Here is a 26387-nt window from a genome sequence, read left to right as displayed (position 1 = left end):
CCATGATTCGGGTGGAGAGGATTTGCGTGCGTTCACGCCGCGCGCCGTCCCCTTTCGGGGCTCGCGGAAAAACTAGCTTGGGTCGCGCGTGGAACGCGTGGATTGCACCTGGACCTGCGCCCCGCCCTGCGCGAAGCTCAGGTCGAGCGGCTGGCCCGCCGCCAGCGCGGCCGCGTCACGAACAATTCGGCCCTCCGCGTCGCGGGCGATCGCGTAACCGCGCGCCAGCGTATTGCCCGGATCCAGGGCGCGCAGTTGCGCCGAGGCGGCGGCAAGGCGATTGCGCCGCTGCACCAGCAGGCGGGCATGGCCCTGCCCCAGTTGACGCACGGCGCCCGCCAGACGTTCGGCGGCCCTGCCCGTATCCGGCACGCGATGGCCAAGGCGCTGCGCCAGCAGATTGACGCGCGCGGCGCGCCGGCCTTGCGGCGCGGACCAGGCCGAGGCCAGTCGGTATTGCAGGCTGTTCAAGCGCTCGCGCTGGTGTTGCAGGCGTTGTGCCGGGGACACCAACTGCGCGGTGGCGCGGTCCAGGCGCTGCGCTGCCCGCTCCAGCCGGCGCTGCTGGCCGCGCACCATGGTTTGCAGTGTTTGCATGACGCGGCCCAGCAATTCGGCGCGCGGCGCGCAGGCCAGTTCGGCCGCGGCGGTGGGCGTGGGCGCGCGCAGGTCGGACACGAAGTCCACGATGGTGAAGTCGGTTTCGTGACCCACGCCGCTGATGACGGGAATCTCACTGACCGCCACCTGGCGCGCCAGGTCTTCGTCGTTGAAGCTCCAGAGGTCTTCAATGCTGCCGCCGCCCCGCACCAGCAGGAGCGTATCGACCTCGGCCCGCTCATTGGCCAGACGCAACTGCGCGGCCAGCTTGTTGGCGGCATCCGCCCCCTGAACCGGGGCCGGATAGATGATGACCGGCACCTGCGGCGCCCGCCGGGCCAGGGCCGACAGCACGTCGCGCAGCGCTGCCGCATGCAGCGAGGTGATCACCCCGATCGCGCGGGGCAGACGGACGGGCTCGCGCTTGCGGGCCGGATCGAACAGCCCCTCGGAGGCCAGTTGCTCTTTGAGGCGCAAAAAAGCCTCGTACAGATTCCCTAATCCTGCCCGCCGCATGGCGTCAGCCTGGAGCTGATAGTCGCCCCGCGGTTCGTACAGGGAAACGCGCGCCCGGATCTCGACCTGGTCGCCCGCCCGTGGCACGAAGCCCACGGCGCTGGCGCGGCTGCGGAACATGACGGCCCGCACGGAGGCCCGGCTGTCCTTGAGCGTGAAGTACCAATGCCCGGACGCCGCCTGCGTGAAGTTGGAAATCTCGCCGCGAACCCACAGCGCCGGGATGCTGCGTTCCAGCAACTGCCCCACTGCTTGGTTTAGCTGGGCAACTGTAAGGATTTCCCGCGCAAATGCGTTGTTTGTGACTGGGAGCTCAATTGTCATGGGGCTTTCCGATGCGAACCTGTCCACAGGGCAGGCGGAGCGGGGCGCAATGATACCGCGTTCGCAGAAATTTGCACGAACTGCCCAGAAAGCCAGCAAATTCGGTGCAAATCATTGATTTATAAGGACTTATATAGGACACGGCAGTGCGCGCATTTGGAGCAAACAAGCGCAAGCCCCGTGCCCATAAGCCTTCCGGCTGAGTTCTACACAGAATTATCCACAGATTCTGTGGATAATTCGGGTCTTCCCCTGCCTTGCCACATACGCGCCGCACCGTTACAGTTTCGGCTTGTTCAGATGCCACTGTGCGCCGCTTGCGGCGCCTTCGGCTCCTCAGGAGTTGACCGCTTTGCTTTCCATTCTGCGCGAGGCCGGCTGGCCCATCTGGCCCCTGCTGGCGACATCCGTGCTGGGCCTGGCGCTGATCTTCGAGCGCTTTTTGTCCCTGCGCCGAAACCTGGTGATGCCGCGCGGCCTGAACGAGCAGGTCGCCGAAATGCTGCGCAATCACCAGGACACGCCAGACTCGATCCACCGGCTGGAACGCAATTCGCCGCTGGGCCGCGTGCTGGCCGAAGTGATGCGCCACCGCCACTTGCCGCGCGAAGAACTGCGCAACGTGGTCGAAGACACTGGCCGCGCCGTCGCGCATGATCTCAGCCGCTACATTTCCGCCATCGGCACCATCGCCGTCGTCGCCCCGCTGATGGGCCTGTTCGGCACGGTCGTCGGCATGATCGAAATCTTCGGCTCCTACACGCCCGGCGGCGGCGACCCCGCCCAACTGGCGCGCGGCATTTCGATTGCGCTCTACAACACCGGTTTCGGCATTCTCATCGCCATTCCCGCCATGATTGCGCACCGCTATCTGCGCGGCCGCGTGGACGGCTACCTCAACGCCATGGAACAGGCTGCATCGCGCCTGATCCGTGCCCTTGCGCCGGCGCGCGCCTCCCGCGAGGCCCGCCCATGAATTTCCGCGGTTCCCGGGGCGACCGCGATGAGCTGGACATCAACCTGATTCCGCTCATCGACGTCCTGCTGGTCATCCTCATCTTCCTGGCGGCCACCACGTCGTTCACCCGGTTCACGCAGTTGAAGGTGACGTTGCCCCAGGCATCGTCCGAACAGGACACGCCGCCCGCGCTGGAAGTCGCGGTCAGCCAGGATGGCCGCTACGCCCTGAACGGAACCCTCATCGACGTCTCCACGCCGCCCGAAATCGCCGACGCCCTGCGCCAGGCCGCGGCCGGCAAGACCGAGCCGCTCGTCATCATCAATGCCGACGCCCAGGCCACCCACCAGTCCGTGATCAACATCATGGAAGCCGCGCGCCTTGCCGGCATCGGCCGCGTCAATTTCGCCGCCCAGACCAACCGTTGAAAACCCGACGCGCATCACTGCTGGCCCGCCAATGGCAGCGCGGCGGCTGGCTGTCCACCGCCCTGCGCCCGCTGTCCGCGCTGACCGCCTGGGCGGTCGAGCGCAAGCGCGCGCGCTACGCCAGCGGCGCCAAGGTGTCCTACCGGCCGCCCGTGCCCGTGGTCGTGATCGGCAATATCTTCGTGGGCGGCACGGGCAAGACGCCCATGGTGATCGCCACCGTCGAGAACCTGCGGGCCCGCGGCTACACGCCGGGCGTGGTCAGCCGGGGTTATGGCGTCAAGGTCGGTCCCCATCCGCGGGTGGGGCTGGGCGACCTGGAAGCCGCTCGATTCGGCGACGAACCCGCGCTGATCGCGCGCGCCACCGGCGCCCCCGTGTGCATCCACCCCAAGCGCGCCCTCGCCGCCCAGGTGTTGCTGCAGGCGCATCCGAAGGTCGATGTCATCGTCTCGGACGACGGCCTGCAACATCTGGCGTTAGCACGGGACATCGAAATCGTGGTGCAGGACCAGCGCGGCGTGGGCAACCGGCGCCTGCTGCCCGCCGGCCCGCTGCGCGAACCCCCCAGCCGTCTGGCCGACGTGGACGCCGTGGTCACGAATATCGGTACGCCGGGCAATTCGCTTGCGGTGTCTGACACCCTTGATGCACCGTCGCAGCATGACGGCCGTCTCCCCAGGGTGTCAGACACCGCAAGCAGCCGTCCCCGCCAGGTCCAGATGTGGCTTGAACCCGGCCTGGCGCGCCATATCGGGGCACACGCCACGCAGCCGCTATCGGCCTTTGCCGGGCAGCCGCGCATTGCGGCCGCGGCCGGCATCGGCAATCCGGAGCGCTTTTTTGCCACGCTGCGGGCAGCCGGCATCACGCTATCCGCGACGCTTCCCCTGCCCGATCACCACGACTACGCTACGTCACCCTTCCAGGCGCTGGATGCCGACGTCATCCTGGTGACGGCCAAGGACGCCATCAAATGCGGCGCCTTGAACGATCCCCGCTTGTGGGAAGTGCCGGTGCAAGCCGCGTTCTCCGACCCGAGGCTCTTTGACTGGCTGGCCGACGCACTGCGCGCTCGCAAAGAGCGCCCGGGTCGGGGGCAGAACGGTGGCGGCGTAAACCGGGGCCGCAACCCAACGGCGTAACAGGCCGCTTGACGCAACTCCGACGCGCCGCGCGCTGTCCGGCGGCAAAACTGTTTTAGAATCGCGGTCATGGAATCCCGCCTTCTCGACATCCTCGTTTGCCCCTTGTGCAAGGGCCGCCTCGAACACGACCGGCAGCAGGCCGAACTGGTCTGCCGTGCGGACCGGCTGGCCTTCCCGCTGCGCGACGGCATTCCGGTCATGCTGGAATCCGAGGCCCGCGCGCTGGACGACACCGCCGCCCCTCGCTGAACGCTGCATCGTGAGCTTCATCGCCATCATCCCGGCACGCACCGCGTCGACCCGGTTGCCCGACAAGCCGCTGGCCGACATCGCCGGCAAGCCGATGGTCGTGCGCACCGCCGACCGTGCTGCCCTGTCCCGCGCCTCGCAGATCTTCATCGCCACCGATGACGGGCGCGTGCAGCAGGCGGCGCAGGCGCACGGCTTGCGCGCCCTGATGACCCGTGGCGATCACCCCACCGGCACCGACCGGTTGGCCGAAGCGGTCGAGCAGCTTGGCCTGCCCGACGACGCCATCGTGGTGAACGTGCAGGGCGACGAGCCCCTGATCGAACCCGAACTCATCGACGCGGTGGCGGCCAAGCTGCAAGCGTATCCGCAGGCTGACATCGCCACCTGTGCCTGCCCCCTGGCCGACGCCGAGGCGCTGTTCAATCCCAACGTCGTCAAGCTGGTCTGCGCCGCGGACGACCGCGCGCTGTATTTTTCGCGCGCCCCCATTCCCTGGGCGCGGGACGCGCTGGCCGGCGGCGATCGCGTGCTGGCGCAGGGACTGCCTGCCTGGCATCACATCGGCCTGTACGCCTACCGCGCGTCGTTCCTGCGCCGCTTCCCGACCCTGCCGCAAGGCGCGCTGGAACGCTTCGAATCGCTGGAGCAACTGCGGGCCATGGAACACGGTCACGTCATCGTCGTCCATCGGGCGTCGACGCCTCCTGCGGGTGGGGTAGATACCCCGGCCGATCTCGAGCGCGTCCGCTTGATCTACAGCAATCAGATATAAGGGTTATTTCCCATGGCGCAGCCCCGCATTGGCTGCTGCGTTGCGGCATAATCCCCCGGATCACAAAAAATAAACCCCTTCAGGAGCACTCATGCGTCTCATCTTGCTCGGACCCCCCGGCGCCGGCAAAGGCACCCAGGCCGCGTTTCTAACGCAGCACTTCGGCATTCCCCAGATCTCCACCGGCGACATGCTGCGCGCCGCGGTGAAAGCGGGCACCCCGCTGGGTATTGAAGCCAAGAAGGTCATGGACGCCGGCGGCCTGGTTTCCGACGAGATCATCATCGGCCTGGTGCAAGACCGCCTGACGCAGCCCGACTGCGCCAACGGTTACCTGTTCGACGGCTTTCCCCGCACTATCCCGCAGGCCGACGCGCTCAAGAGCGCCGGCGTCAAGCTGGACTACGTCGTGGAAATCGCCGTGCCCGAAGAAGACATCATCGAACGCATGAGCGGACGCCGCGTGCACCAGCCCAGCGGCCGCAGCTATCACGTGCGCTTCAACCCGCCCAAGATCGAAGGCAAGGACGACGTCACCGGCGAGGACCTGGTCCAGCGCGACGACGACCGCGAGGAAACCGTGCGTCACCGCCTGTCGGTGTACCGCGAGCAGACGCGTCCGCTGGTCGACTACTACTCGGCCTGGGCGCAGCAAGATTCCGCCGCGGCCCCGAAGTACCGCAAGATCTCGGGCGTGGGCGCCGTCGACGAAATCAAGTCGCGCCTGTTCGAAGCCGTTCAAAGCTGATCGGCGTCTCGATGGCCCAAAGGCCTTCGGCGCCGGCCGGACGCAGCGCGTTCCGGCCCAGGCCCGAAGGCCTTGTTGCATCCGGCGCCCGGCGCGCCGCCTTCCTTCCCTTGAACTGATCTGGTGGTACACACATGGAAATCGCGAACAAGGTATTCATCGTTACCGGCGGCGCATCCGGCCTGGGCGCCGGCACCGCCCGCATGCTGGTCGAACATGGCGCCAAGGTCGTCATTGCCGACCTGCAGGACGAGCCGGGCGAAGCCCTCGCCAAGGAACTCGGCCAGCGCTACGTGCACTGCGACGTGACGCAGGAAGCCGACGGCAAGAAGCTCGTGGCCGCCGCGCTGGAACTGGGCTCGCTGTTTGGTCTGGTCAACTGCGCGGGTGTGGCTCCCGCCGCCAAGATCGTCGGCAAGAATGGCGCGCACCCGCTGGAACTCTTTCAAAAAGTCGTGTCGATCAACCTGATCGGCAGCTTCAACATGATGCGTCTGGCCGCCGAGGCCATGAGCGCCAATACGCCCGAACCCACCGGCGAACGCGGCGTGATGATCAACACGGCATCCGTCGCTGCCTTTGACGGCCAGATCGGCCAGGCGGCCTATGCAGCTTCCAAGGCCGGCGTTGCGGGCATGACGCTGCCGATCGCGCGCGACCTGTCCAAGACCGGCATCCGCTGCATGACCATCGCCCCGGGCATCTTCGGCACCCCGATGATCTTCGGCATGCCGCAGGAAGTGCAGGACTCGCTGGCCGCCAGCATCCCCTTCCCCGCGCGCCTGGGCCGCCCGGAAGACTACGCCAAGCTGGTCCACAGCATCATCACCAACGACATGCTGAACGGCGAAACCATCCGTCTCGACGGCGCCATCCGTATGCCGCCGAAGTAATTCAGCTTCATGGCCGGTCCGTACGGGCCGGTCCAAAGGGGCCGGCCTTGCAATGCCGGCCCTGCAGATGGCCGGCATTCCGTCCCCATCAACGCGGCGATCCGGCCCGCTTTTCACTTCAGTAGTCCACCCATGAGCCTGTTCCGTTCGGCGGCCACGGTCAGCAGTTTCACCTTGCTGTCCCGCATTTCCGGCCTGATCCGCGACATCCTGGTGGCCCGCGCGTTTGGCGCCGGCCCCATTACCGACGCCTTCTGGGTCGCTTTCCGCATTCCCAATCTGCTGCGCCGCCTGTTCGCCGAGGGCGCCTTCGCCCAGGCCTTCGTCCCCATCCTGGGCGCCGCGCGCAACAACCGCTCCGAAGAAGAAGTCCGCACACTGCTGGACCGCGTGGCCCTGCTGTTGACCGCCGCCTTGATGCTGGTCACGCTGATCGGCATCGTCGCGGCGCCCTGGGTGGTGTCCGCCATGGCCAGCGGCCTGCGGGGTGCGGCGCGCGACACCGAATTCGGCGCGGCGGTCTGGATGACGCGGATGATGTTCCCGTACATCCTCTGCATGTCGCTGATCGCCTTCGCGTCCGGCGTGCTCAATACGTGGCGGCGCTTTGCAGTGCCCGCTTTCACGCCCGTGCTGCTGAACCTGTCCATGATCGGCGCCTGCATCTGGCTTGCGCCGCGCATGGACGTCCCGGTCTACGCGCTGGCCGTCGGCGTCATGATCGGCGGGGTGCTGCAATTGGCCGTGCAATGGGTGGCCCTGGCGCGCCTGGGCCTGACGCCACGCTTTTCGCTGCGCTTTGGGCAGGCCTGGGCCGATCCGACCGTGCAGCGCATCCTCAAGCAGATGGCGCCCGCCACGCTGGGCGTGTCGGTGGCGCAGATCTCGCTCTTGATCAACACCAATATCGCGACGTGGCTCACGCCGGGCAGCGTGACATGGCTGTCGTTCGCCGACCGCCTCATGGAATTTCCCACGGCGCTGCTGGGCGTGGCGCTGGGCACCGTCCTGCTGCCCAGCCTGTCCGCAGCGCATGCCCGCGACGACCACGGTGGCTACAGCGCGCTGCTCGACTGGGGCCTGCGCCTGGTACTGCTGCTGGGGCTGCCCGCGGCGGTGGGCATGGCAATGCTGTCGGACGGCCTTGTCGCCACGCTGTTTCATTACGGCGCCTTCAGCGCGCAGGACGTGCTGCAGACGCGCCTGGCCGTCATCTCCTACTCTGCCGGGCTGATTGGCCTGCTGGCGGTCAAGATCCTGGCCCCCGGCTTCTATGCCAAGCAGGACATCCGCACGCCCGTGAAGATTGCCATCGCCGTGCTGGTGGTGACGCAGCTGCTGAACGTGATGCTGGTGCCGACGCTGGCCCACGCGGGGCTCGCCTTGGCCATTGGCCTGGGCGCCTGCCTGAACGCGCTGGCGCTCCTGATCGGGCTGCGGCGGCGGGGCGTGTACATGCCGGGCGCCGGCTGGACTGCGTTTGCCCTGCGCCTGGTGCCCGCGCTGGCCGGGCTGGCGGCGCTGCTCTGGTATGCGGACACACGGATCGACTGGATCGCGCTGCAAACGCATTCCGGCCAGCGTGTCCTCTTGCTGGCCGGCGTGCTGGCGGCAAGCGGCGTGGTGTACTTCGGAATGTTGTTACTGTTTGGATTTCGTCCCAGGGACTTCGGACGACGCCCGAAGCAGTAATTCCGCCTGTTCGGGCTACATTGCCTTCAAAAAGCCGGCCAAACGCCGGCTTTTCGCATTAATTTCGTCAAGAATTGACAACCACCCCGTAATCTTTGGTAAAAAACCTTTATGATTTAAAAATTGCCACTGAGAGGACCCCCTGTAGGCCCCTGCCTGCGGGAAGCATGAATTGAAGTACGCCCAAGGACAACCCATGGCGGACCAGGTGATCAATTGGCTGCTGCTGCTGCGCTCCGGCAAGGCAACGGCCCAAGACTACAACGACTTCCTGGCTTGGCGAGCGGCTGACCCTGTCCATGAAAACGCCTGGCAGCAACTGACGGGCACCCTGGCAGGATCGTCGTTTGGCCGGCTTGGCGACGCCTATGCCACCGGCAGTGGCGACGCCGCTGCCGCTGCCCAGTCGCTGATCCCGCCCCCACCCGCCGCCATCGTGCCGCCCCGCCGCCGTTTTCTGACTGGCGCGCTTGCGCTCGCCAGCACCGGCGCGGCCGCTGCCTATGTCGGCAATGCGTTCTACCCGCTGAACAACGTCGCCGCCGACGCGGCCACTGCAACGGGCGAGCGCCGCCGCTACCTGCTTTCGGACGGCAGCCAGCTTTTGCTCGACGCGCGCAGCCGCGTCAACCTGGACTTCACGCCTGCGTATCGTCAGGTTCGTCTGCTGGATGGCGCCGTGACCGTGTCGGTCGCACCCGATTCCCGCCGTCCTTTCCTGGTGCAGACCGCCCAGGGCACGGTCCGCGCGCTCGGCACCCGCTACATGGTGCGCCAGCAGGCGCAGCGTACGGTCGTCGTGGTACACGAACACGAAGTCGAGGTCGAGACCATGTCCGGGGCGCACGGCACCATTCGCGCCGGCACCGGCGCCCGCTTCGACAATGCCCGCATGGACACGCCGCGCGCCGAGCTCATGGCCGAAGCCGCTTGGGAATCGGGCTGGGTTGAGGCCCGTGGCCGCCCCCTCGGCGAAGTCATCGCGGCGCTGCGCCCCTATCGCAGCGGCACCTTGCGCGTGTCCATGGCCGCAGGCGGCTTGCCCGTGTCCGGCCATTTTCCGTTGGACGACACCGACGCCGCGCTGGACAGCCTGCAAGACCAGATGCCCATCCAGGTGCGCCGTTTCACGCCCTGGTTCGTCTCCATCAACGTGGCCGCCTGACAACGTCCGCCCCGAAGGTATGCCGGGCGGCGCGGTTTCCGTTGTATACTCGACACCTAGTTTTTATCCAGTGGTTTGTCCATTGGTTTTATCGATAGGCGCCGCGAATTTTCCTCATGTTTTCAAGAGGATCTGACGCAAGGGTTCTCCAACCCGGGAATTCTTCCCAGCAGCGCCCTCCCGCCCGGTTGACGGGCGCTCCATCGGTTAAAGCGACATTAAAAGCTTGCATTCCCCACGGGACTTGCTACAATGTTCGACTTTGCCGAATTCAACTTACAAAGCAACATGGCCAATACCGCCCAAGCCCGCAAGCGCGCTCGCCAATCCGTTGAGCGCAACAAGCACAATTCCAGCCTGCGCTCGATGCTGCGCACCGCCATCAAGCGCGTTCGCCAATCCATCGCCGCTGGCGACAAGGCTGCGGCTGGCGAAGTGTTCCAGAAGGCCACCAGCGTGATCGATCGCGTGGCTGACAAGAACATCATCCACAAGAACAAGGCCGCTCGCCACAAGAGCCGCCTGGCTGCCGCCATCAAGGCGCTGGCCTAAGCCATTCTGCCGCCCCGGTCTTCCGGGGCGACACGAATACGGCAAATAAAGAAGGATGCCCACGGGCATCCTTTTTTGTTGGTTGCGCCGATTGACTGAGAGGTTCGCTGCGCGGTTCGCTGCGCGCCCCAAGGTCCAGCACCTGCGTCTCAGCCTGCTAGAGTGCCGCCCCCTCTCGGACGTGCCCTGCCCCGCTTCATGCGGACTCTGCTGCCGCCAGCCTGCCCTTGATGGCTGCCGCGGCGTCGCGCAGCGATTCCATAAACGCGGCGACCAGCGGATTGCCCGGACGGTGTTCCGGAAACACCACATTCACGCGGAACGGAAACGACCGTTTCAGCGGCCGGATGTGCAGCCCTCGTCCCACGAAGTCCAGCGCGGTCAGCGGATTGACGATCGCCAGGCCCAGTCCTTGCCGCACGAATGTGCAAACCGACACCGCAGTAGGCGTTTCCACAACGGAGCGGGGCAACACGCCCGCCTGGGCGAACGCTTCGTCGATCTGGACGCGGTAGGGATCGCTGGCGGACAGACTGACGAAGGAATGCCCTTCAAAATCCGCCAACTCGACCGCCGCGCGCGCCAGCAGCGGATGGCCGTCAGGCAGCACGCAGACCTCGTCAACCTGCACCAGCAATTCCAGCCGGGTGCCGGCGGGCGCGGCATCGTGTTCGGTCAAGCCAAGGTCATAGCGCTGTGCTGTCAGCCACTCTTCGAGCAGCGGAGACTCCTGGGTTTCGACGGACAGGCTCACACCGGGGTGTTGGCCATGAAAACGCTGAAACGCATCAGGCAGTATCGAATGCGAAAACGCCGGCAGGGTGATCACCGACAGCTGCCCTTCGCGAAACGCCCGCAGACGGGCCGCGGCGGACGCCACGCGCTCAAGGCCGGCGTAGGACTGCCGCACCTCCTCGAAGAGCGCCAACGCCGGCATCGTGGCCCGCAGGCGCCCCGCAATCCGTTCGAAGAGAGCGAAACCGATCGTTTGCTCCATCCGAGCCAGTTCGCGGCTGACGGTGGGCTGCGACGTGTTGAGCAGATCGGCGGCCTTCGTCACGCTGCCCGCGATCATCACCGCGCGGAAGACTTCGATATGCCGATGCGTGAGCATTGCGCCTACCATATCAGGAATGAATCGGTGTCGAAAATCAAAGCATTTTACTGGATGGACCAACGCAGGCATCATGCCGCCTTCGCTTCACTTCCCACAGGGTTCCTTTCATCATGACCTTCGATCCGCGCCAGCTCACCCGACTTGCCACCGAACACGGCACGCCGCTTTGGGTGTACGACGCCGCCGTCATCCGCGAACGCATTGCCCAACTGCGCCGCTTCGACACGATCCGCTACGCGCAGAAGGCGTGCTCGAACCTGCACATCCTGCGCCTGATGCGCGCGCAAGGTGTGGTGGTGGATGCGGTATCCCTGGGCGAGATCGAACGCAGCCTGGCCGCCGGCTTCGACCCGCGCAGCGAACCGGAAGGCATCGTCTTCACGGCCGACCTGATCGACCACGCCACGCTGGCTACCGCGCTCAAGCACGGCATCACGGTCAACGCCGGGTCGCTGGACATGCTGTCGCGTGTGGGCCAGGCGTCACCGGGCCATCGCGTCTGGTTGCGCATCAACCCGGGCTTTGGCCACGGCCATAGCAACAAGACCAATACCGGCGGCCCGCAAAGCAAGCACGGCATCTGGATCGACGATGTGGCCGAGGCGATCTCCATCGTGCGCCGCCACGGCCTGAAGCTGGTGGGCGTGCACATGCACATCGGTTCGGGCGTGGACTACGGCCATCTTTCCAGCGTGTGCGACGCCATGGTGGACGTGGTGAAGACGCTGGATCACGACATCGAAGCCATTTCGGCGGGCGGCGGGCTGTCGATCCCCTACCGCGACGGCGAGCCGCGCATCGACTGCGATCACTACTTCGAGCAATGGGATGCCGCGCGTCAGCGCATCGCCCAGTATCTGGGTCATGAGATCCGCCTGGAGATCGAACCCGGCCGCTTCCTGATCGCCGAGTCCGGCGTGCTGGTCGCCGAAGTGCATTCGATCAACCGGCGTCCCGAGCACGACTTCGCGCTGGTTGACGCGGGCTTCAACGATCTGATGCGCCCGGCCATGTATGGCAGCTATCACCGGATCTCGGTGCATGCGCCGGACGGCAGCGACCCGCAGGACGCGCCGCAGACGCGCATCGCGGTGGCCGGCCCGCTGTGCGAATCGGGCGACGTATTCACGCAGAACGAAGGCGGCGTCATGACCGACCAGTTGCTGCCGCGTCCGCGCATCGGCGACTTCATGGTCTTTCACAACGCCGGTGCTTACGGTTCGTCGATGTCCTCGAACTACAACAGCCGACCGCTCGCACCGGAGGTCCTGCTGGACCAGGGCGAGGCACGCCTGATCCGGCGCCGCCAGACCGTGGCCGAGCTGCTCGCGCTGGAAGAGTAAGCCGCCTGTAAATGCAAACGGCGCCGGACAGTTTGCCTGTCCGGCGCCGGCGTAGCGGTTTCGCTCGCAACGACCAGCGCCCCCGGGGGGGCCTGGCGCATCAAGACATCAGGTCGGGAACGCCTCGCGCAACGCGAAGGTCGCCTGCTTGAATACGCCCAGGTCGGTCCCCACGGCCACGAAGTGCATCCCCATGTCCAGATAACGGCGCGCGTCGGCATGCACGGGCGCCAGAATGCCCACCGCCTTGCCTTGCGCAGTCACGCGCTGATGCAGGTGGCGGATCGCCTCCTGCACCTCGGGGTGGCCGGGGTTGCCAATATGACCCAATGCCGCAGCAAGGTCCGACGGGCCAATGAACACGCCGTCCACGCCTTCGACGGCGGCGATCTCGTCCACCGCCTCGATGCCCGGACGGCTTTCGATCTGCAGCAGCACGCAGATGTTGTCGTTGATGGTGTGCAGATAGTCCGGCACCGTGCCGTAGCGGTTGCTGCGCATCGCGCCCGCCACGCCGCGGATGCCTTGCGGCGGGTAGCGCGTGGCGGCCACCGCGCGGCGCGCATCTTCTTCGGATTCGATGAAGGGAATCAGCAGGTTGTAGAAACCGATATCCAGCAGGCGCTTGATCTCGACCGGATCATTCCAGGACGGACGCCCCACGGCCGCGCTGGCGCTGCCCTGCAAGGCCTGGAGCTGCTGCAGGAACATCGGCACCTCGTTGGGCGAGTGTTCGCCATCCAGAAGCAGCCAGTCGAAATCCGCCAGGCCGACGAGTTCGGCGGTGATGTGGCTGGACATGCACATCCAGAATCCGATGAGCCGCTCGCGGGCCAGGATGCGTTGCCGGAAGCGATTGGGAAGAGGTGAATTCATTGCTGACCTCATGTCTTGAAAAGTGAACTTGGAATCCGATGACCACGGGAACGCAAAGCGCCTCGGGCTTCTTGCGCGCGCGCCACGACCGGTCAGGCGGGATCCAGCAGATACGGCGTGCCAGCGCGCTCGCAGATGGCGCGCAGGCGTTCGGCCAGCGCTGCCGGAATCGGGATGCCCTCGCGCAGCCGGCGCATGCGCTCGGCCGCTTCGGGCTCGCCCGCCACCAGCACGGGTTCGGCGGGATCGGCGGGCGGCGTGTCGTGCATGGCGTCGATCATGTCGTCCATGTCGGTTTCGAACGACCCGGCCGCGCGGAAGGCGTCGGGGTTGAGCGCCAGGAAGAAATGTCCGACGTCGTCGGGCTCGCCGGGACGGCGCGTGCCCGCACGCCGCGCAGCGAACGCGCTGCCGCTGAGCGTGCCGCCCAGGATCTGCGCCATCATCGCCAGGCCATAGCCTTTGTGGCTGCTCATGGCGGTGGTGCCCCCCAACGGCGTGAGGCCGCCCTCGGGGCGCTTGAAGATGTACTGCATGGCCGCATCTGCGTCCGTGACCGGCGCGCCCTGCCCGTCCACCGCCCAGCCCGGCGGCAGCGGCTTGTCCAGGAAGTCGTAGACCTTGACCTTGTTGGCCGCGACGGTCGTCGTCGCCATGTCGAGCACGAAGGGTTCGTTGTAGGCGGCGGGCGCACCGAACGCGATGGGATTGGTGCCCAGCATCGGCATCGCGCCGCGCGTGGGCACCATGATGACGCCGTTGGCGCTGCTGGTGACCAGTCCCACCACGCCGCGCTCGACGGCGATGCGCGCATAGACGCCTGCCGCGCCGAAGTGGTGCGAGTTGCAGACCGAGACAGCGCCCACGCCGTGTTCCAGCGCCTTGTCCACGGCCAGGTTCATGGCCTGCGCGGCGACCGGATAGCCCAGGCCGCCCATGCCGTCGATCAGCGCGCTGGCGCCGCCGTCGCGCACCACGCGGGCCCGGGCGTCCAGCCGCAGCGTGCCGGCGCGCCATTTGTCCTCATAGGCGGGCAGCATGGAGATGCCATGCGAATCGATGCCCAGCAGGTCCGTGCGCGCCATCAGGCCCGCGGTGATGTGGGCAAGGTCTTCGGCCATGCCCCATGCCATCAGCACCTGCAGGATCTGTTCTCGCACCTGCTCCACCGGCACGGCCGTGGCGTTTGCTCCGTTCCCTGACACTGTCTGTCTCCTGTCGTCTTGTAGGTGTGGCGGGCGTCGGCAGCGGGGTCAGTCCCGGTCGCGGTCGACCAGTCTGTGCCGCGCCTGACCCAGATGGAATTGCATGGCGACGCGCGCGCGTTCGCCGTCCTGTTCGCGGATGGCGTCCAGGATGGTGGCATGTTCGTCCACAACGCGCTGCGCGCGCTGGCGCGAGCCGGTGCGCGTCAGGTTGAGCGTCAGTCGCATGAAGCCGCTGATGGACTCATGGATGCTTTCCAGCACGCCCAGATAGAAGTCGTTGCCGCTGGCCTCGGCAATGCTGGCATGAAAGGCCAGATCCGCTTCGGCGGACACTTGTCCCTTTGCCAGCGTGTCGGCAAACGCGGCGTGAGCGTCGGCAATCTTTCCAAGCTGATCGTCGGTGCGCCGCAGCGCCGCCAGGCGCGCGGCATCGCCCTCCAGCGCCACACGCACCTCCTGGGCGCGCAGATAGGCGCTGACATTCTGCACATCGTTGAAGGCCTTCAGGCGCGGCGCAGGCTGGTGGCTGACAAACGTACCCAGGCCCTGGTGCGCGGTGATGAGGCCGTCGGCGCGCAGGCGAAGCAAAGCTTCGCGCACGACGGGCCGCGACACGCCGAAGCGTTCGGAGATTTCATTTTCGGACGGCAGCTTGTCGCCGACGTTCAGTCCGCCGGACACGATCTGTTCGAAGATCTGCCCGTAAAGCTGGTCCGCCAGCCGCACCCGGTGCCCGCGTTCCAGCACCGGCGCGGCGGGCGCTTGCGCCTCGTCGGGCGCGTGCGGCGTGGATGAGGGGGATGCTTTGGGTCGAGCCACGGAAACTCCTGGTAGTAGGGCCTGTCCTCGCGCGGAGAACAGGCCCTGAAAGACTGCTGCGATGCGCGGACGGCGCTCATCGTACCCGCATTGCGTCCGCTGCGCCGCACGCGGTCATGCCGTGGCGGTTTCGCGGTCCCAGGCGGCCAGCGCGCGCGCCACGGGCGCCACGCGTTCGCGTTCGGTGCTGGAGATGCCGGTCAGGAGCGGCAGCATCGGGCCCATGTCCGCCACGCCCGACAGCGTCACGGCATCGTGCAGCACGCGAATGGGGCTGATGCCGTCGCGGCAGTCTTCCAGGCCCATGTACTGCTCACGCACGGCTTCGGCTTCGTCGAAGCGGCCTTCCTGCAAGAGATGCAGAAGGCGCATCGAACCGCGCGGCGCCACGCAGACGGATCCCGACGTGAAGCTCTTCAGGCCGAATTCGCGGTAGTGGACAATGGCCGGGCGCTCGCCGATGCCGCTGACGACCCAGCGCGAATCCACGGCTTGCAGCAGCGCGGACAGGTAGGCGTCCTCGGACGGGTTGCCGCGCACGACGGCGTACTTGAAGGCGACGAGACGGCCTTCCTCGATCAGACGTGCCGCGGTTTCCGGGGCCAGGTAGTCGGCCGACTTGATGTAGACCACTGCAGGCTTGCCCAGCGCATCCGTGAAGCGGCGCACGCCGTCGGCCAGCCCGGCGTCGGTGTAGGGGAAGGACATGGGCAGCAGCATCGCGGTCGGAAAGGCGCGCGATCGCAGGATGGCGGCCTGGTCCATCATCTTGCCGTAGTCGGGCCCCACCGAGGGCAGTATCCAGGTATCCGGACCCGCCAGGCTTGCCAGCATGTCCACGATGCGTGCATATTCGCTCACACCCACGTTGTAGAAGTTGGCGTTGCCGCCATACATGACGTTGCGCACGCCGCCCGCTTCCAGGTGGCCGAGCAGCGTCTTGTTGGCCGCTTCGTTCAGCGACAGATCGGCGTTGCGGGCCAGCGGCGGCACGGCGATGACCGAGCGCTGCAGATCCTGGGCGGTGACCGGGGTGGTTTTCATGGAAGGGGCTCCTGGCGGGTGGGTTGTCAGTGCGGTTGTCAGATAAGTAAGGTGAAAAAAGTATACTTGGTTGACAAGCTATAGCTCAATACCTATATTTGTTTTACAAGTAGTTCGGCAGCACACAAGTCGCATGAGGCGCGGGCCGCATGCGGCTTTGAGCTCCCGGCTCGCCGGGAGCGGAATACCCCCAGAAACGATGCGCGGCCACGCGCACACCGAGGAGACGAATTCCATGCATGCAGCCCCTGTGCGAGGCCGGTTTATTGCGGCCGCCCTGCTGACGGCCACCGCCTTTGCCCTGCCGGCCTCGCCGGCCTTCGCGGACTACCCCGAACGCGAAGTCAAGATCATCGTGCCCTTCCCCGCCGGCGGCACTGCCGACATCGCCGCGCGCGTCGTGGCGGCCGAATTGGGCAAGAGCTGGAACAAGCCCGTGGTGGTCGACAACAAGGCGGGCGCCGGCGGCAATGTCGGCTCGGCCGAAGCCGCGCGCGCCACGCCCGACGGCTATACCTTCCTGATGGGCACGGTCAGCACCCACGCCATCAATCAGTCCGTGTACGCCAAGCTGCCCTATGACCCGGTCAAGGACTTCGTGCCGGTGACGCTGGTGATCCCGGTGCCCAACATCCTGGAGGTCAACCCCAAGTTCGCCGACAAGCACGGCATCCGCAACGTGGCGGACCTGATCAAATACCTGAAGGCCAATCCCGACAGCGTCAACATGGCGTCCACGGGCAACGGCACTTCCACGCATCTGTCGGGCGAACTCTTCCAGAGCATGACCGGCACGCGCATGACGCACGTGCCCTACAAGGGCAGCAGCCCGGCCCTCACCGACGTGATGGCCGGGCAGGCGGACCTGATCTTCGACAATCTCCCCTCGTCCATGGGCTTTATCAAGGCCGGGAAGCTGCGCCCGCTGGCCGTGACGACCGCCAACCGTTCCCCCGCCCTGCCCGACGTGCCCACGATGGCTGAAGCCGGCGTGAAGGGCTACGAGGCCTCGAGCTGGTTCGGTCTGCTGGCGCCGGCCGGCACGCCGCCCGCCATCGTGGAAAAGGTCCAGCGCGACGTGGCGGCGGCCTTGCAGCAGGAGCCCGTGCGCGCACAGCTTCAGGCGCAAGGCGCGACCCCATCCGGCAACACGCCCGCCCAGTTCAAGCAGTTCATGGCCCAGGAAACCGTCAAGTGGGCCGACGTTGTGAAGAAATCCGGCGCCAAGGTCGACTGACCCTGCGCCGATCCGGGGCCCGTCCGCAACGCGTGAGCGGCGGGCTCTTCATCATCACGCGAACCAGGAGACACCATGAACAAACTGATCAGCGCCGTACTCGCGGCGGGCGCCGTTGTGCTTGGGTCGCCGGCGGCCCTTGCCGCCGGTTACCCGGAAAAGCCCGTCACCATGATCGTGCCCTTCGTGCCAGGCGGTTCTTCCGACATCACCGGGCGCTCGGTCACGCCGGCGCTGGCGAAGATCCTGGGGCAGACCTTCGTCGTCGAGAACAAGCCGGGCGCAAACAGCGCGATCGGCGCGCAGGCGCTGGCCCGCTCCACGCCCGACGGCTACACCATGATGGTCGGATCCATCGGCACCTTCGCCATCAACGAAGCCCTGTACAAGAACCTGTCGTACAACCCCAGCAAAGACTTCACCTACCTGACGCAGGCGGTGCGCAACCCCAACGTGCTGGTCGCGGCGACGTCGTTCCCGGCCAGCACCGTGGCCGAACTGGTCGACTACGCCAAGAAGAATCCGAACCGCGTGTCGTACGCCTCGTCCGGCACGGGATCGTCGGACCACCTGTCGGCCGTGCTGTTCCGGCAGCGCACGCAGAGCACCGGCGTCGACGTACCGTACAAGGGCGGCGGCGCCGCCATCGCGGACCTGATCGGCGGCCAGGTCAACGTGTCCTTCCAGAATCTGGGCGCGGTGCAGAACCACATCAAGGCGGGCAAGCTGAAGGCGCTGGCCATCACGGGCGACACGCGCGCGACCGACCTGCCCGACGTGCCGACGCTGGCCGAGGCCGGCATCAAGGATATGGTCGTGTATTCCTGGCAGGGCTTTGCCGTGCCCAAGGGTACGCCGCAGCCGGTCGTCGACAAGCTGGCCGAGGCCTTGCGCACCGCGCTGCGCGAACCGCAGACGCAGAAGACGCTGCAAGGCCTGGGCTTTGAAGTGGTCGCCAACACGCCGCAGCAGTTCGCGGAATTCCAGCAGGCCGAGGTCAAGCGCTGGAAGGACGTGATCCAGAAAGCCAACATCCAGCTCGAGTAAAGCGACGGGATGCCCGAAGGCGGGCATCTTTTGTCCGCGGCCCGTCCCGATCCCGCGGATGCGGGGCTGGCCCGCGGTCTTCTGCATGAATCAAGTAGCATGAACCCTTCGCCACCCAACCGTACGACAACATGACCACCAAGCAACGCATCATCCAGGTCGGCTCGCTGGCCGGCTCTCCCTCCGCCAACAAGCGCCTGGCCGACGGCTATGACGTCATCGAATTGTGGAAGTACCCGGACCGCAAGGCCGCGCTGGCCGAACATGGCAAGGGCGTCACCGCCGTCGTCACGTCCGCGAATTTCGGCGCCAACGCCGAACTCATCAACGCGCTGCCCGACCTGAAGGCCATCTGCAGTTGGGGCGTGGGTTACGAGACGATCGATGTCGACGCCGCGCGCAAGCGTGGCGTGCTGGTCAGCAATACGCCGGACGTGTTGACGGATTGCGTGGCCGATCTGGCCTGGGGCCTGTTGATCGCAGGCGCGCGCCGCATGGGCCAGGGCGAACGCTTCGTGCGTGCCGGCCAATGGGGTCAGGTGCACGGCAGCATTCCGCTGGGGCTGCGCGTCAGCGGCAAGAAACTGGGCATCGTGGGTCTGGGCCGCATCGGCGAAGCCATCGCCAAGCGCGGTACGGGCTTTGACATGGACGTGCGCTATCACAACCGCAGAAAGCGCGACGACGTCGACTATGGCTACGAGGCCTCGCTGACGGACCTGGCCAAGTGGGCCGATTTCCTGATCGTGGCAACCGTCGGCGGACCGAGCACGCGCCACCTGGTGAACCGCGAGGTGCTCGAGGCGTTGGGTCCCAAGGGCATCATCGTCAACATTGCACGCGGGCCGGTCATCGACGAGACGGCGCTGGTCGCCGCGCTTGAAGCCGGCAAGCTGGGCTGCGCCGCGCTCGACGTCTTCGAACACGAGCCCAAGGTGCCGGAAGCGCTGATCAAGAGCGACAAGGCCGTGCTGCTGCCGCACATCGGCAGCGCCACCGAGGAAACGCGTCTGGCAATGGAAGACATGATGCTGGAGAACCTGCAGTCGTTCTTCGAGAATGGCCGCGTGATCACGCCAGTGGAGTAAGCGAATGCGGCCGCCGCCGGCATGGCGCGCGGCTTGAAGCAGAAATGAAAAAGCCTCTCGGCGCCCATACCGAGAGGCTTTCGACTTTCCGGCCCCCGCGTGTCCGGTCAGTCTTTGTCGCGCAAAGGAACGTGGGCGTCGCCGCCCGGCGCGGTTACTTGGTCGGCGTCGTGGCGCCGGACTTGTGGTTGGTCGCTGCGCCTGCTGAATGCTTGGCGGACGACTTGTCAGCCTTGTGATGCTTGTGATGCGCCTGGGTCTTGGTGTCGCCGGTCTTGCTGGCGCCAGCCGCGAACGCCGACGGCGCGGCAGCGAGGCCAAGGCACAGGGCCGAAGTGGAAAGAAACGCAGCAATGCGGGAGTGAGTCGTCATGTAAGTACTCCTGGTTGGTGAAGGGCATATGCCCTTTTCCGTTACGGGGCGGCACGATGCCGCTAGGCCCGTATGCGGTTGGAAGCTTGCCCGCCAAGAAGGTTCAACACCGAACCACAATTTTTCGGTCACTAAAAAATTGTTGCCCCCACGCCGCACTCGCTTCGCTCGCTTGCTGCCCCCCGAGGGGGCTGCCCCGCCTTCGGGCGGCCGGGCGGCGGGGCGACTATTCTTTTGCAGGTTTACCTTTCAAACGCCAACAGCGCGACGGTGGCAAACAGCATCAGCGCAAAGCAAGCTCTCAGCTTGCGTTCAGGAAGCCGGTACGCAAGCCGCACGCCGATGGGCACGAAGATGAGGCTGCCGATCGCGAGCGGCGCGCCGACCATCCAGTTGGCCTGCCCTGCCCACGTGTAGGTGACGAGCGCGATCATCGAGCCCGGAATCACCATGCTGAGCGTGAGCGCTTGCGCGGCGGTCTGCGGCAGGCGAAAGACCGATGTAATGATTGGAACGGCCAGCACCGCGCCGCCCACGCCGAAGAACCCGCCAAGCGTGCCGCACAGCATGCCCAGCACGCTGGCGCGCCGCGGCGTGAAGACGGGCGTGGCGCGTGTCGGCCGCGGTGCGTGGTGGGCCGCCGGGCGCGAGGCGCGCCACGTCTGCCAGACGTAGAACAGCGCTATGAAGAACAGGAACACCGCGAAGCTCTGACGCAGCAAGGTCGAGTCGATGCCCAGCGCCATCTGCGCGCCCACCCACGTGAACACCACGGCGCCCGCCGCACCGGCCAACGCGACGCGCTTGTCGATGCGCGTCTGCTGGTTGTATTTGCGCACGGCCATCATGATGGTCGGCAAGACCATGATGAGCGCCGTGCCCTGCGCGAGCTGCTGCGACATGCCCATCAGCAGGACAAGAGCCGGAATGGCGATCAGCCCACCCCCGATGCCCAGCACGCCGCCCATGAAACCGATCATGCAGCCGGCGGCCAGGCATGCGGCGATGACGAACAGACTCACGTATTGCTCCAACCAACGACGCCACGCATCAGCGCAGCTTTTCCAGTGCCGCGTCCAGCCGGTCCACCGCCCAGATCTCCAGGCCCTCGATGGGCTGGCGCGGCGCGTTGGCCTTGGGGATGAGGGCCACCGAAAAGCCGAGCTTGGCGGCTTCGCGCAGACGCTCCTGCCCGCGCGGGGCGGGACGGATCTCGCCGGCCAGACCGACTTCGCCGAACGCGATCAGACCGCGCGGCAGCGGCCGGTCGCGCAGCGAAGACATGATGGCCAGCAGTACCGGCAGGTCGGCCGCGGGTTCGGTGATGCGCACGCCGCCCACCGCGTTGACGAACACGTCCTGGTCGAAGGTGGACACGCCCGCATGCCGGTGCAGCACGGCCAGCAGCATGGCAAGCCGGTTGCCTTCCAGGCCGACCGTCAGGCGGCGTGGATTGGGCGCGTGGGAGCTGTCGACCAGCGCCTGGATCTCGACCAGCAACGGGCGCGTGCCTTCCTGTGTGGCCATGACGCACGAGCCCGCAACCTGCTGTTCGTGTTGAGACAGGAACAAGGCGGACGGATTGGCCACGCCGCGCAAGCCGCGGTCGGTCATGGCGAACACGCCCAGTTCGTTGACGGCGCCAAAGCGGTTCTTGAACGCGCGCACCAGGCGGAACGACGAATGCGTGTCGCCCTCGAAATACAGCACGGTATCCACGATGTGTTCCAGCACGCGCGGGCCGGCCAGCGCGCCGTCTTTGGTGACATGGCCGATCATGACGATCGCGATGCCCGTCTGCTTGGCCAGCCGCGTCAGTTGCGCGGCACATTCGCGCACCTGCGAGACCGAGCCCGGCGCCGCGGTGAGTTCGCCGCTGTACAGCGTCTGGATCGAGTCGATGACGGCAACCGACGGCTTCTGTTCCGACACCGCGGCCTGGATGGCTTCAAGGCGGATTTCGGCCAGCAAATTGACGTTGCCGGTTTGCAGGCCAAGCCGGCGCGCGCGCAGCGCGACCTGTTCGGCGGATTCTTCGCCCGTGACGTACAGCACGTTGGTGGACTCTGACAGCGAAGCCAGCGCCTGCAATAGCAGCGTCGACTTGCCGATGCCGGGGTCGCCGCCGATCAGCACCACCGCGCCGGCCACCAGGCCGCCACCGAGCACGCGGTCGAATTCGTCCAGGCCGGTGGGCGTGCGCGGGGTTTCGCGGGCCTCGATTTCGGACAGGCTGCGCACCGGGCTGGACGAGGCCAGCGGCGCATAACGATGGGCAGCGGCCGCGGGCGCGGACGATTCCACCGTTTCTTCAAGCGTGTTCCACGCGTTGCAGTGCGGGCATTTTCCCTGCCACTTGGGGGTGGTGCCGCCGCAATCGGCGCACACATATACGGTTCGGGTTTTTGCCATGCGCGAAAGTGTACCCGGCAACCTGCGGGCGCTGCGCCAGTACAGAGATCGTTTTGGCACACCGATCGCGCACGGGCGAAAGGCATTTCTTTCAGACAGCTTTCACAAACCGCCCAGCGCAGTGGTTACATGATGCAAACAGAAGAAATTTCCTGCCCGATCCGTTTCAAATCGCGCATAATCGCCAGGTGCAGCGCATATTGTCGAACCGTCCCAACCGGACGGCATACTCTACGACGGACGTCCTTGCGACGCACTGCGTGGGGAATCGCGGCGCAATCACTCGCGGCCTTTCACGAGACCGCTCAAACCGGAACATGACCCCAGCACGACCAGACGCCGGACCACCGGCGCGGCGCTCGCAAAGGTCGAACGCGGATACGCTGTGCCACCCGGCGTATGTGCGAGGAGTACGCGCATGAGCATTACTTATCGCCCCCCTTTTGACGAAGACGATGAACGGGATCTGCGCGCCCTGTACCGCAAGCCGGGTCCCGGCGCCAATCCGGAACTGGATGCCGCGGTACGACGCAGATGGCACCCCGGCCATAGCTGGCATCCCGGTTGGGGCGCCGCCGCCTGCGCCGTGATGGTCGCAGGCCTTTTTGCATGGACCGACATGCGCGAGGCCATCGAGGACACCGAGCCGCAGATGCAACTGGTGGCCGTGCAGGAAAGCGACGCCGCGCAGGCTGCGCCTTCCGCGTCCGCCGCGCCGGCCAGCGATCCGTCGCCCCTGCGCCGCGTCGTCGCCCTGCAACAGGAACCAGCCGTCCCGGCACAGCCGGCGGTGTCGCAACCTGCATCGACCCAACCCGTCTCGACCCATCCTGCAGGGGCGCAACCCGCCGCGGCTGCAGCACCCGCCGAGCCCGCAGCCGCCGAAACGGCTGCGCAGGAATCCGCGCAAGCAGCCGCGCAGGAGGCCCCGGCAGAAGCACAGCAGGTTGCAGCCTTTACCGAACAGGACATCGAGGCGCGCGTGGCCCAGATCCGCGGCCTGATCGTGGACGACCGCGAAGAAGACGCCGTGCAGGCGTTGCGCGAGCTGCAGCGGGGCGCGCCCGATTTTGCGCTACCCGACGACCTGCAGGAACTGTCCCGCCAGAACCCGGCGTGACGTCCGGGACTGGCCCTCGCCAGTCCCAATGCGGCCTTGGCTTTGCCTCCTGACTGCGGCCTGACTGCGCCGCTGGTCCGCCCCCCCCTGACCTGCCCCGGCCCGCCGCCGCGCCGGGGCAGGCCGCGTTCAGGCCTGAATAATTGAGCATTTTTTGGGCGGCTTCTTGCTAACATAGCCGCCATGAGTCCGAGCTTCCACCACCGCAATCTTCCCCATTTGCTGCTCTACGCGCGCGAAACGCTGATGGCGCATTTCCGCCCCATCCTGCACGCAGCCGGCGTCACCGAACAGCAATGGCGGGTCTTGCGCACGCTGAGCGAGGTGGGCTCGCTGGAACCCAATCAGATCGCCCGGGCCTGTCAGATCCTGAGCCCCAGCCTCACGCGCATGCTGGCCGGCATGGAAGAGCAAGGGCTCATCAAGCGCACGCGGTCCAGCGCCGACCAGCGCCGCCAGGAAATCTCCCTGACCGCCAAAAGCAACAAGCTCATCGACCGCATGCGGCCCCAGGTCGACGCGAAGTACCAGGAAATCGAAGAAAGGATCGGCAAGGAATTGCTGGAGCGCCTGTACACCGATGTGGACGCCATGGTCGACCTCATCAAGCGCGACGGCCCCACCCGCGATGCCGGTACGCCCTGAACGTCAATCCCCTCTCCTCCCTCCACGCGATCCCCAGTCCATGGACCTCCTGACCAATACGTTCAAGCAAGCCCTGCGCGACGGCAAACCCCAGATCGGCCTGTGGGCCGGCCTGGCCAGCGCCTACACCTCGGAAATCCTTGCGGGCGCCGGGTTCGACTGGCTGCTGATCGACGGCGAGCACGCGCCCAATACGCTCGACTCCACCCTCGCCCAATTGCAGTCCGTGGCGGCGTATCCGGTTGCCCCCGTGGTGCGTCCGGCCTGGAACGACCCCGTCCAGATCAAGCAGATCCTGGACACCGGCGCGCAGACGGTGCTGGTGCCCATGATCCAATCGGCACAGGAAGCGGCCGCCGCAGTTGCCGCCGTGCGCTATCCGCCGCAGGGCATCCGCGGCGTGGGCAGTGCGCTGGCGCGCGCGTCGCGCTGGAATCGCATTCCCAACTACCTTGAACGCGCCAACGACCAGATGTGCGTGCTGGTGCAGATCGAAACCCCGGACGGCATCGCGGCGCTTGACGAGATCCTGGCCGTTGACGGCGTGGATGGTGTCTTTATCGGACCCGCCGACCTGTCGGCCAGCATGGGCTACCTGGGCCAGCCGGAGCATCCCGTGGTCGAGAAGACCATCGACGATGCCATCGCGCGCATCGTGCGGTCCGGCAAGGCGGCAGGCATCCTGCACAGCGGCGTGAAGCAGGCCAAGCATTACCTGTCCTTGGGCGCGACCTTCGTGGCGGTGGGCGTGGACGCCGTACTGCTGGCGCGCGCGGCCGAGGCGCTGGCCGGCGAGTTCAAGGAACTGGCCGCCGTCGGCGCAAGCAAGGGTCCGTACTGACGTGCGCGGCGGCGCGTCCACCACAGCCAGACCCCGGTCACGCTTAGCGCCAGCGTAACCACGCCGACCAGCGCCACCATCAGTTGCAACGGCCAGCCCCAGAACGCCGCCATGTGCAGGCTGGTCAGCCAATGCTTGACGGTATCGCCGGCGGCCCTGCCCGTTGGAAGATGGCTGCCCACGAGCTGCCCATTCACCGCATTGAACACGACCGACGTCGCACCGCTGCGCGTGCGCAGATCCCGGCTGCTGCGCACGCTGTAGCGATACAGCTTGCGGCGCGCATCCAGCGCCAGCCAGTGTTCGCCGAGCACTACGAAGCCTTCGCGGGCAGCCAGTTCCGCCATCAGCCACCGCCCGGCGTCGCGGGCCTGCTCGGGCGGCATCGGGTCACCGGCCGCCACGGCCGCGCCGCGTCGGGGATCGGCCTGATAGCTCAGACCGGCACGCATCACCGGATCGTAAATGGAGGGCAGGTTCAGCGCGACGCTGCTCCATGCCATCAGCGTCAGCGCTGCCCACAGCCACAGCCCGCCGGCACGATGCAGATCGTAGTTGCGCTTATGCGGACCACCCTGCCAGCGGATGCGCCAGGCGGGCGCCCAGCGCTGCCACGCGGAGGACGCCGGCTTGCGCGCTCGGGGCCGGGCAGGCAGCGTAAGCCACGCGCCGACGAATCCGTCCAGCGTCCACGCCAAGGCGACGATGCCGAGCAACCGCTCGCCGATACCCTCGAACAGCAGGGCCGTGTGGATCCGATGCAGGAACGGCATCAGGTTGCGCAGCCCTTCCCGCGGATCGCCCCAGCGGCGCTGGCCCAGAATGGCGCCGGAGTACGGGTCGACGAAGACCTCGTGCAGCACCGGCGCGCCCGCGCCTTCCTCGTGCAGCCAGACCGGGAACGGCACGCTGCGGCCGTCCTGTCCGCCGAGCGGCGTGGCGGGCATCGCCGCGGCTGGCGCGAGTCGGGCTACGTGTTCCCGCAGGATCAACGCGTCCAGCCGCGTGGCATCCGCCGAAGGCGGCGCCACGCGATGCAAGGCCGGCGCGGTGGCGGCGTCCAGCGTGTCGTACCACGCCAGCGGGATGCCGGTCAGCGCCACCAGGCAAAGAAAGCCGGCCAGCACCAGGCCGGTCCAGCGATGCAGCCGCAGCAGCGCGGCGCGCAC

26 protein-coding genes and 1 pseudogene are annotated in these 26387 nt (G+C 66.7%); 17 read left to right on the top strand and 10 right to left on the bottom strand.

The features are described 5' to 3' along the window. Positions 1–72: 72 nt before the first annotated feature. A complete protein-coding gene (xseA, locus tag AC6CIE_RS02800; RefSeq protein ID WP_498091063.1) occupies positions 73–1440 on the bottom strand; it encodes an exodeoxyribonuclease VII large subunit in 1368 nt (455 codons plus the stop codon). A gap of 352 nt (positions 1441–1792) precedes the next feature. Here xseA and AC6CIE_RS02795 point away from each other — a divergent pair, with 352 nt between their 5' ends. The 10 genes from AC6CIE_RS02795 (at position 1793) to rpsT (ending at position 10048) form a co-directional block, all read left to right on the top strand. Then, a complete protein-coding gene (locus AC6CIE_RS02795; protein ID WP_175138397.1) occupies positions 1793–2416 on the top strand; it encodes a MotA/TolQ/ExbB proton channel family protein in 624 nt (207 codons plus the stop codon). Then, positions 2413–2826, top strand: coding sequence for an ExbD/TolR family protein (locus AC6CIE_RS02790; RefSeq protein ID WP_175123481.1), 414 nt, complete (start codon positions 2413–2415; stop codon positions 2824–2826). Before AC6CIE_RS02795 ends, AC6CIE_RS02790 begins: the two co-directional genes overlap by 4 nt. Beyond that, on the top strand, positions 2823–3971 hold the full coding sequence (lpxK, locus tag AC6CIE_RS02785; protein ID WP_498091061.1) for a tetraacyldisaccharide 4'-kinase: 1149 nt from the start codon (positions 2823–2825) through the stop codon (positions 3969–3971). The genes AC6CIE_RS02790 and lpxK overlap by 4 nt, the downstream gene beginning before the upstream one ends. Positions 3972–4040: 69 nt before the next feature. Next, positions 4041–4223, top strand: a complete 183-nt coding sequence (locus AC6CIE_RS02780; protein ID WP_175123483.1) for a Trm112 family protein — start codon at positions 4041–4043, stop codon at positions 4221–4223. A gap of 10 nt (positions 4224–4233) precedes the next feature. Then, complete coding sequence (gene kdsB / locus AC6CIE_RS02775) at positions 4234–4998, top strand: 3-deoxy-manno-octulosonate cytidylyltransferase (RefSeq protein WP_175138399.1); 765 nt, start codon at positions 4234–4236, stop codon at positions 4996–4998. 91 nt (positions 4999–5089) lie between these two features. Further along, a complete protein-coding gene (gene adk / locus AC6CIE_RS02770) occupies positions 5090–5746 on the top strand; it encodes an adenylate kinase (RefSeq protein WP_175123485.1) in 657 nt (218 codons plus the stop codon). Positions 5747–5880: 134 nt separating this feature from the next. Further along, on the top strand, positions 5881–6639 hold the full coding sequence (locus tag AC6CIE_RS02765) for a 3-hydroxyacyl-CoA dehydrogenase (RefSeq protein ID WP_498091059.1): 759 nt from the start codon (positions 5881–5883) through the stop codon (positions 6637–6639). Between the two features lie 132 nt (positions 6640–6771). Then, complete coding sequence (gene murJ / locus AC6CIE_RS02760) at positions 6772–8331, top strand: murein biosynthesis integral membrane protein MurJ (RefSeq protein WP_498091057.1); 1560 nt, start codon at positions 6772–6774, stop codon at positions 8329–8331. Positions 8332–8527: 196 nt separating this feature from the next. Beyond that, on the top strand, positions 8528–9496 hold the full coding sequence (locus AC6CIE_RS02755) for a FecR domain-containing protein (RefSeq protein ID WP_175123488.1): 969 nt from the start codon (positions 8528–8530) through the stop codon (positions 9494–9496). 288 nt (positions 9497–9784) lie between these two features. Then, positions 9785–10048 (top strand): 30S ribosomal protein S20, encoded by a 264-nt coding sequence (rpsT, locus tag AC6CIE_RS02750; RefSeq protein ID WP_043542310.1) that lies wholly within the window; start codon positions 9785–9787, stop codon positions 10046–10048. A 196-nt stretch (positions 10049–10244) separates the two neighbouring features. Here the strand turns inward: rpsT and AC6CIE_RS02745 are convergent, their stop codons facing one another. After that, entirely contained in the window at positions 10245–11162 is a 918-nt protein-coding gene (locus AC6CIE_RS02745) for a LysR family transcriptional regulator (RefSeq protein WP_498091055.1), read from the bottom strand. A gap of 113 nt (positions 11163–11275) precedes the next feature. Between AC6CIE_RS02745 and lysA the strand changes: the two genes are divergently transcribed. Then, positions 11276–12508 carry a diaminopimelate decarboxylase gene (lysA, locus tag AC6CIE_RS02740; protein ID WP_498091053.1) on the top strand — a complete coding sequence of 411 codons (1233 nt, stop codon included), beginning with the start codon at positions 11276–11278 and terminating at the stop codon, positions 12506–12508. A 108-nt stretch (positions 12509–12616) separates the two neighbouring features. On the opposite strand, the gene garL is transcribed toward lysA, so the two are convergent. The 4 genes from garL to AC6CIE_RS02720 form a co-directional block, all read right to left on the bottom strand. Beyond that, positions 12617–13384: a 2-dehydro-3-deoxyglucarate aldolase gene (garL, locus tag AC6CIE_RS02735; protein WP_056562673.1), complete on the bottom strand. Its 768-nt coding sequence runs from the start codon at positions 13382–13384 to the stop codon at positions 12617–12619. A gap of 92 nt (positions 13385–13476) precedes the next feature. Next, positions 13477–14589 (bottom strand): Ldh family oxidoreductase, encoded by a 1113-nt coding sequence (locus AC6CIE_RS02730; protein ID WP_218344721.1) that lies wholly within the window; start codon positions 14587–14589, stop codon positions 13477–13479. A gap of 48 nt (positions 14590–14637) precedes the next feature. Continuing rightward, entirely contained in the window at positions 14638–15411 is a 774-nt protein-coding gene (locus tag AC6CIE_RS02725; protein WP_370633056.1) for a FadR/GntR family transcriptional regulator, read from the bottom strand. Positions 15412–15525: 114 nt separating this feature from the next. Continuing rightward, complete coding sequence (locus tag AC6CIE_RS02720) at positions 15526–16455, bottom strand: dihydrodipicolinate synthase family protein (RefSeq protein ID WP_498091051.1); 930 nt, start codon at positions 16453–16455, stop codon at positions 15526–15528. 235 nt (positions 16456–16690) lie between these two features. Between AC6CIE_RS02720 and AC6CIE_RS02715 the strand changes: the two genes are divergently transcribed. The 3 genes from AC6CIE_RS02715 (at position 16691) to AC6CIE_RS02705 (ending at position 19827) form a co-directional block, all read left to right on the top strand. Further along, the gene (locus AC6CIE_RS02715) at positions 16691–17692 is read left to right on the top strand and encodes a Bug family tripartite tricarboxylate transporter substrate binding protein (protein WP_175123493.1); all 1002 of its coding nucleotides are present in this window, start codon (positions 16691–16693) and stop codon (positions 17690–17692) included. A 75-nt stretch (positions 17693–17767) separates the two neighbouring features. Beyond that, positions 17768–18739, top strand: coding sequence for a Bug family tripartite tricarboxylate transporter substrate binding protein (locus tag AC6CIE_RS02710; RefSeq protein WP_175123494.1), 972 nt, complete (start codon positions 17768–17770; stop codon positions 18737–18739). 131 nt (positions 18740–18870) lie between these two features. Next, the gene (locus tag AC6CIE_RS02705) at positions 18871–19827 is read left to right on the top strand and encodes a 2-hydroxyacid dehydrogenase (protein ID WP_175123495.1); all 957 of its coding nucleotides are present in this window, start codon (positions 18871–18873) and stop codon (positions 19825–19827) included. Positions 19828–19981: 154 nt separating this feature from the next. Here the strand turns inward: AC6CIE_RS02705 and AC6CIE_RS02700 are convergent, their stop codons facing one another. The 3 genes from AC6CIE_RS02700 to radA all read right to left on the bottom strand — a co-directional run bounded on the left by AC6CIE_RS02700 (position 19982) and on the right by radA (position 22612). Then, positions 19982–20200, bottom strand: a complete 219-nt coding sequence (locus AC6CIE_RS02700) for a hypothetical protein (RefSeq protein WP_175123496.1) — start codon at positions 20198–20200, stop codon at positions 19982–19984. Between the two features lie 242 nt (positions 20201–20442). Continuing rightward, positions 20443–21222: a sulfite exporter TauE/SafE family protein gene (locus AC6CIE_RS02695; protein ID WP_498091049.1), complete on the bottom strand. Its 780-nt coding sequence runs from the start codon at positions 21220–21222 to the stop codon at positions 20443–20445. A gap of 28 nt (positions 21223–21250) precedes the next feature. Continuing rightward, entirely contained in the window at positions 21251–22612 is a 1362-nt protein-coding gene (radA, locus tag AC6CIE_RS02690) for a DNA repair protein RadA (protein ID WP_175123498.1), read from the bottom strand. A 418-nt stretch (positions 22613–23030) separates the two neighbouring features. Here radA and AC6CIE_RS02685 point away from each other — a divergent pair, with 418 nt between their 5' ends. The 3 genes from AC6CIE_RS02685 to hpaI all read left to right on the top strand — a co-directional run bounded on the left by AC6CIE_RS02685 (position 23031) and on the right by hpaI (position 25218). Next, positions 23031–23732: a hypothetical protein gene (locus AC6CIE_RS02685; RefSeq protein WP_498091047.1), complete on the top strand. Its 702-nt coding sequence runs from the start codon at positions 23031–23033 to the stop codon at positions 23730–23732. A 183-nt stretch (positions 23733–23915) separates the two neighbouring features. Then, positions 23916–24377, top strand: coding sequence for a homoprotocatechuate degradation operon regulator HpaR (hpaR, locus tag AC6CIE_RS02680; RefSeq protein WP_105239511.1), 462 nt, complete (start codon positions 23916–23918; stop codon positions 24375–24377). Between the two features lie 40 nt (positions 24378–24417). Then, positions 24418–25218, top strand: a complete 801-nt coding sequence (hpaI, locus tag AC6CIE_RS02675) for a 4-hydroxy-2-oxoheptanedioate aldolase (protein WP_175138408.1) — start codon at positions 24418–24420, stop codon at positions 25216–25218. A 23-nt stretch (positions 25219–25241) separates the two neighbouring features. Here the strand turns inward: hpaI and AC6CIE_RS02670 are convergent. Next, positions 25242–26387: pseudogene (locus AC6CIE_RS02670) on the bottom strand (PepSY-associated TM helix domain-containing protein); the annotation flags it as partial.

The sequence above is a fragment of the Achromobacter sp. GQ309 genome (assembly GCF_059759315.1).
This window is presented reverse-complemented; position numbering and strand designations above follow the sequence as displayed.